A 5,492-nucleotide genomic window follows, 5' to 3' on the forward strand; every position below is an offset into this window, starting at 1 on the left:
GACTGCACCTGCGCGCTGTCGGCCAGTTCCGCGTTCGTCGCCGCCTGCAGGTTGATATAGTCAGGATCGTTGAGCCAGGTGATGTCGGCGTAGAAACCGTCCCGGGCGTCGCTGCCGCCGGAGGTAAAGAGTCTCGCCCTTTCGTATCGCAATTCGGCCCCATAATGTGAGTGGTTTTTCAGATCGTACTTCTGGACATAACTCTCTTTGGTTCTGAAATAGCCCATCTTGACATACCCTTCCGAATAGGGCGTATCGACGAATCTGAAGATCGCGTAGGCACCGACGCCTCTGTCGACACGGTACTGCGGGGCCACTTCCAGGTCCCATTGCGGATCGATGGCGAGATAGAAGGGCTGCTCATAGATGAAACCGTCCCTGTCCGATATGCCGAATTTCGGCCGCAGCAACCCGCTTTTTCGTTTCCTCTCCATCGACGTGCCGATATAGGGAAGATAGAAAACCGGCGTTTCTCTGATGTAAAAACGGGGGTTCCAGATATTCATCCATTTGGTTGTCGCATTGTAATCGACGGAGCTGAATTCGATATGCCAGTCCGGGCAGGTAACGTCGCAGCTCGAGAGAAACGCTTTTTCGAGTGTCAGCTCATCTTTGATCTTTTCAGCCTTTTTTCCCCGCGCCCAGAGCTGCTGCTCGAATCCGGTCAGAAAGTAGTCGTTGAAGATGTCGTGTTCGTTTTTGAGATCGAGATGGACATGGTCGCTGAGCATCGCATACTGCATCCCCTTCATCAGGGTGACGTTGCCGAAAAGCTCCATAACGGAGCGGTTCGTGTCGTAAAGAGCCCTGTCGGCCTGCAGGATCATATCCTGGTAGTAGACGACGACACTCCCTTCCGCCGTCAGAGTCGTGGCGTTGCGTTCGACTTTCGACGCCAGGATCTGCACTCTGGCGTTTTGTTCCTGGGCGGCAAAAAGGAGAGCTGCCAAGAGGAGCAGAAGGAGAAAACTACGCATCGACCACCAGCGTCGAGGCTATTTTGTCGTGCCATGTCTGGCGAAGAGGGTCGAAAAAGGCCCAGACAAATCCCAGATAGAGCACCATACCGCTGATGACCCGGAAAATGGCACGGTTGAAAGCCACGATGAAACGCGGCCGGCTCAAAGAGGCGGCTTCCACCACCTGCATCTTCATCGCGATTTTACCGAGTGAGGCGCCATACTGCCACACGAACCATGTATGGTAGATGATCTGGGCCATCGCCATCAAAAGCCAGACGCTGTTGACGACGGCCGCGATCTCTTCGGCACTCTGCGCCATCGAGATGGGCTCCCAGAGCAGAAAAACGAACAGCATGCTGATCAGGATATCGTCGATGGCGTACGCCACCGTCCTTCGGCCCAGCGGAGCGAGTCCTAGACCCGCTTCCCGCAGGCGGTGTTCTATCGACTCATCCATTCGTCTGACGAAGCGCCTGGTAGGCGATGTCGCTGCGGCACTGCTTGCCGGCGAAATGGACCTGTCCGCAGAGCATGTAGGCGTTGTCCCTGGCCTCTTTGATCGTATCGCCAAGTCCCACGCAGACCAGAACACGACCGCCCGTGGCCATCAGCTTGCCGTCGATCAGGCTGACTCCCGCATAGTCGATATGGGCCTTTTCCGCCAGTTCCGTATGGACGATCCTGTCGACGATGATCTCCGCCGGTTCGCTGCTTTTGTAGGGATAGTTTCTGCTGGCCATCACGACCCCGACGGCGTACTTGTCGATAAACTCGACATTCAGCTCGTTCAGCCTGCCCGATGCGGCCTTGTCGAAGAGTTCGCTGGCCGGTGTCTTGAGCAGAGGCATCAGCACTTCGCACTCCGGGTCCCCGAATCGCACGTTGAATTCCAGCGTGTAGGGTTCGCCGTTCACGATCATGAGGCCGGCGAAGAGCACTCCCTCGAAAGGCATCCCCTCTTCCGCCATGCCGTCCACCGTCGGCCGGATGATCCGCTCTTCGATCTTTCTGTAGAGTTCATCGTCGATCAGAGGAGTCGGCGCGTAGGCACCCATCCCTCCGGTATTGGGCCCCTCGTCGTTGTCGAGCAGACGCTTGTGATCCTGCGCCGCCGGAAGCGTTACGAAATCCTTGCCGTCACAGATGGCGAAGAGGGAGAGTTCGTATCCATCCAGGAACTCCTCGACGACGATCTTCGTGCCCGCGTCGCCGAAAGCCTTGCCGCTGAGCATTTCGGAGGCCGCCTTTTTGGCGTCGTCGTGCGTCTTGGCGATGATGACACCCTTGCCCGCGCAGAGTCCGTCGGCTTTGACGACGATCGGCGCCGGAAGCGAGTCTATGAATCTGAACGCCTCTTCGATACTCTCGGTCTCGATGTAGCGCGCCGTGGGAATGTCGTGGCGCGCCAGGAAGTTTTTCATGAAGATTTTGCTGCCCTCCAGCTGGGCCGCTTTTTTCGAAGGACCGAATATTTTGAGACCGCGTTCCTTGAAGATGTCGACGATCCCCGCCACCAGCGGCGCCTCGGGACCCACGATCGTCAGATCGATCCCCTCTTTCTGTACATAGTCCGCCAGCGCCTCGTAATCGGAGATATCCACATTCTCCCCCATCTGCGGCGTCGCTCCGTTGCCGGGTGCGAAATAGATCTTCTCCACCGCCGGATCCTTGTGCAAAGCACGACCAATAGCATACTCCCGTCCACCGCTGCCAACGACCATCACTCTCATAACAAAACTACCTTTTTTCGGGGATTTGGAAAAACTGAATCATCTCATCGTCATCGCTGTTGTATGTTCGGCTGCCACATATGCGAAATCAGCGGTGTGCGGATGCAAGGCGTGGTGACGAGGCGTAGCCAAAGCTACGTCGATGGAGCCACAACGCAGCAGACGTGCGCCGATGATGCAGCAGATGTGGTAGAAGAACATACAACATCGATGACAAAAAAAACGACCGAGCGGGCGTTCACGCTTGAGTGTGGTCCATCAATAGACCAACGGTGCAGGAGGGAGGTGCGCTTTAGGCGGCAGCTTCTCGCCGGGAGCGCCGGCTCAGGCGAAGTTACCGACACACCACGCACCTACGCCGGTCCCGCAATATCAAAGTGTTGGACCCCCGATATGCGGGTAGCGCACCGCTCAGTCGGTACGGACGGTCCTTCGACCGTCCAGATATTCAAATTATACTCCAAAATGCTTAATGGTGCACTAAATGTTTTGAAAAATCGATCGCTTCGTCGATAGATGTGGAGGGAGAGAGCTCCGGAGTTACGGCATCCGGGAATGCCTGTGCGGTTTTGTGACCGATAGCCACCGCCTTCCAGCTTTCATGCCAGGAGAAGTTTTCGAAAAAGCATCGGACGATGGAGGGAGCCGTGAATATCAGCACGGCGCCTTCTGCCGGTTTTTCCCCCTCATCGTATCTTTTACAGGAGGTTTCGTAGACGATCTTTTCATCCACTTCGACCCCAGCGTCTCTGAGGTCCTTCGCGATTTTGGAGACGACCACCTTCGGACGGCTGTAGAGCCATCTGTATTGTGGGAAATGCTCCGCCAGCTCTCTGGCCAGTACGTCCCCGTAGGCTTTGGTGGCGATGTAGATCACCCGGCCGCCGCGCTTTTCCACTTCCCGGGCCGTCATTTTCCCGATGGCGGCCACGGGCGTCTCGCGCCATGCCCCGCCGCTCACCTCATCGAGCGCGACGACCCCCTGCTTGGAGGTGAGGATGAGTCCGTCATAACCCGAAAAGTCGATAGCCTGGGGAATCGTTTCGAACCGGATCATCGGCAGATGCCGGACACCCGGCCGGGAAGTGGGAGACAGGAGGTAAATCGGGAACCGGGAGTCGGGAATCGTAAAGGCACTTGACGCCTTCTTTTTTCCATTCACCATTTACCATTCACCTTTCACGGACGCACGGTGAAACCGTGCATCATTCCCACTCGATCGTCGCCGGCGGCTTGGAGCTGATGTCGTAGACCACGCGGTTGATGCCGTCGACTTCGTTGATGATGCGGCGGCTGATGCGCTCGAGCAGGTCGTGGGGCAGATGGGCGAAAGTCGCCGTCATCCCGTCGACCGCTTCGACGACGCGGACGCAGACGGTGTTGTCGTAGGTGCGGTTGTCGCCCATGACCCCGACGCTCTTGACGTTGAGCAGCACGGCGAAGGCCTGCCATGTCTTGTTGTAGTAGCCGCTGGCTTTGAGCTCTTCGAGCAAAATGACGTCGGCCTCTCTCAGCAGATCGAGATCGTAGATGTTCACCTCCCCCATGATGCGGATCGCCAGGCCCGGCCCCGGGAAGGGGTGGCGGTAGACCAGCGATTCGGGCAGGCCGAGCTCCAGTCCCAGTTTGCGCACTTCGTCCTTGAAGAGTTCCCGCAGCGGCTCGATCAGCTCGAAATCCATCCAATCGGGCAGACCGCCCACGTTGTGGTGGGATTTGATCGTCTCGCTGGGCCCTTTGACCGAAACCGACTCGATGACGTCGGGATAGAGCGTTCCCTGGGCCAGGAACTTGATACCCGAATGCTTCTTCGCCTCCTCCTCGAAGACTTCGATGAAGGTGTGGCCGATGATTTTGCGTTTTTGTTCCGGGTCGGTAATACCGGCCAGTTTGACCAGGAAGTGCTCGGCCGCGTCCACCGTGATGAGGGGAACCTTCAGGTGGACCTTGAAAACGCTCTCCACCTGCTCCCGCTCGCCCTTGCGAAGCAGTCCGTTGTCGACGAAGACCGGAATGAGCTGATCGCCGATCGCCTCGTACAGAAGCGCCGCGACGACGGAGCTGTCGACCCCGCCAGAAAGCGCACAGAGCACCTTCGCATCGCCCACCTGCTCGCGGATCTTTTTGATCTGCTCTTTGAGAAAGTGGCCCATGTCCCACTTCTCGGTGACGCCGCAGATTTTTCTGGCGAAGTTGCGGAGCATGATGTGCCCCTCCTCGGTGTGGTGCACCTCGGGGTGAAACTGCAAAGCGTAGATCTTACGTTTCTCGTCGGCGATGGCCGCATAGGGAGAATTGTCGCTGTAGGCGATCGGTTTGAAGCCTTCGGGAAGTTTCTCGACGCGGTCGGAGTGGCTCATCCAGACCACCGTCCCGTCGTGGCACCCCTCAAAAAGCGGGGAGGTGTGGCCGTGCTCTTCGTGGAAATGGAGCTCGGCCTTGCCATATTCGTGGTGGGTGGAGCGAACGACCGAGCCGCCGAAATCGACCGCGATCCGCTGCATGCCGTAGCAGATACCCAGGATCGGCAGGCCAAGATCGTAGACCGCCGGGTCCACTTCGTAGGCATCCTTGTCGTAAACCGACGCGGGTCCGCCGCTGAGGATGATCCCTTTGGGATTTTTGGCTCTGATCTCTTCGACTTTGGTGAAATAGGGGACGATTTCGCAGTAGACCTTCTCTTCGCGGAGTCTTCGGGCGATGAGCTGCGTATACTGCGAACCGAAATCGAGTACGATGATGCTGACGTCTTTCAAATTGGAGTCCTTGGAGGAAAATATTTTTTGTATTTTATCGAAAA

The 5,492-nt window shown here is 57.2% G+C and carries 5 protein-coding genes; all 5 read right to left on the reverse strand.

The window, feature by feature from the left end:
* A partial coding sequence (locus Q1K23_RS07235; protein WP_300363476.1) for a DUF3769 domain-containing protein occupies positions 1-977 on the reverse strand: 977 nt, incomplete at its 3' end.
* A complete protein-coding gene (locus Q1K23_RS07240) occupies positions 970-1,419 on the reverse strand; it encodes an RDD family protein (protein ID WP_300363477.1) in 450 nt (149 codons plus the stop codon). The genes Q1K23_RS07235 and Q1K23_RS07240, both read right to left, overlap by 8 nt.
* The gene (gene purD / locus Q1K23_RS07245; RefSeq protein ID WP_300363478.1) at positions 1,412-2,692 is read right to left on the reverse strand and encodes a phosphoribosylamine--glycine ligase; all 1,281 of its coding nucleotides are present in this window, start codon (positions 2,690-2,692) and stop codon (positions 1,412-1,414) included. The genes Q1K23_RS07240 and purD overlap by 8 nt, the downstream gene beginning before the upstream one ends.
* A gap of 469 nt (positions 2,693-3,161) precedes the next feature.
* Positions 3,162-3,749 (reverse strand): uroporphyrinogen-III synthase, encoded by a 588-nt coding sequence (locus Q1K23_RS07250; protein WP_300363479.1) that lies wholly within the window; start codon positions 3,747-3,749, stop codon positions 3,162-3,164.
* Positions 3,750-3,897: 148 nt separating this feature from the next.
* Entirely contained in the window at positions 3,898-5,448 is a 1,551-nt protein-coding gene (gene guaA / locus Q1K23_RS07255; protein ID WP_300363480.1) for a glutamine-hydrolyzing GMP synthase, read from the reverse strand.
* Positions 5,449-5,492: the final 44 nt, after the last annotated feature.

The organism is Hydrogenimonas sp., from assembly GCF_029933015.1.
Taxonomy (GTDB): Bacteria; Campylobacterota; Campylobacteria; order Campylobacterales; family Hydrogenimonadaceae; genus Hydrogenimonas.

Bases quoted from the DNA above. Each gene is read 5' to 3' on its own strand.
- purD (WP_300363478.1), bottom strand. From the start codon at position 2,692: ATGAGAGTGATGGTCGTTGGCAGCGGTGGACGGGAGTATGCTATTGGT.
- Q1K23_RS07250 (WP_300363479.1), bottom strand. From the start codon at position 3,749: ATGATCCGGTTCGAAACGATTCCCCAGGCTATCGACTTTTCGGGTTAT.
- Q1K23_RS07240 (WP_300363477.1), bottom strand. From the start codon at position 1,419: ATGGATGAGTCGATAGAACACCGCCTGCGGGAAGCGGGTCTAGGACTC.